1 protein-coding gene is annotated in these 797 nt (G+C 42.4%); it reads left to right on the top strand.

Annotated elements, in window-relative coordinates:
• A partial coding sequence (locus HKX39_RS10590; protein WP_171681286.1) for an OmpA family protein occupies positions 1 to 792 on the top strand: 792 nt, incomplete at its 5' end.
• Positions 793 to 797: the final 5 nt, after the last annotated feature.

Below are 797 nucleotides of genomic sequence, written 5' to 3'. Positions count from 1 at the left end.
GCAGCGTGCGGCAATTTGAGCAAAGTATCTTCTGAGGGGACTGCTGAGCTTGAAGATTTAGTATGGCCAAAGGTTGATCGTGCTGGTTTTAACCATAGCGGTTCACAAGAAGGTTCTTGGCCAAACTGGGATAACGTTCGTCTTATCGAACGTGGTATGAACAAAGACCAATTATATAACTTAATCGGTCGCCCACACTTTGCTGAGGGTCTATATGGTGTGCGTGAGTGGGACTATGTTTTCCACTATCGCGAGAATGGCGAGCACAAAATTTGTCAATACAAAATCTTATTTGACAAAAACTACGATGCACAAAGCTTCTTCTGGTATCCAAACGGTTGTAACGGTAACTCAACTTACACATTAAGTGGTGATACATTATTCGACTTTGACAAGGATCAATTAACAGCAGATGGTCGCCAAGTCATTGCTGACGTTGCTGAGAAATTAAAAGCATCTAACGCAAAAGAAGTACAAGTAACTGGCTTTACTGACCGTTTAGGTTCAGAAGCATACAACTTAGATTTATCTAAGCGTCGTGCAGCAACAGTAGGTGCTTTACTTCAACAAAATGGCGTTGCAGCGGTGATTACTACAGATGGTCTAGGTAAAGCACAACAAGTTAAAGCGTGTGCAGATGAAACAGGTCAAGCTTTACGTGATTGCTTACGTCCAAACCGTCGTGTGGAAATCAAAGCAAGTGGTGGAACAGCGACTAACTCTACAGATGCTGGTTTAGAAGGTCCATCAGCATTGTATGACAAAAACTACCCATATCCGCCAAAACGCTAATTAGA

Origin of the sequence: Pelistega suis (genome assembly GCF_013133795.1) — a bacterium.
GTDB classification, from domain to species: domain Bacteria; phylum Pseudomonadota; class Gammaproteobacteria; order Burkholderiales; family Burkholderiaceae_B; genus Taylorella; species Taylorella suis.
Note: the sequence above shows the minus strand (reverse complement) of the source record. Positions and strands in the feature narration are given on the sequence as shown.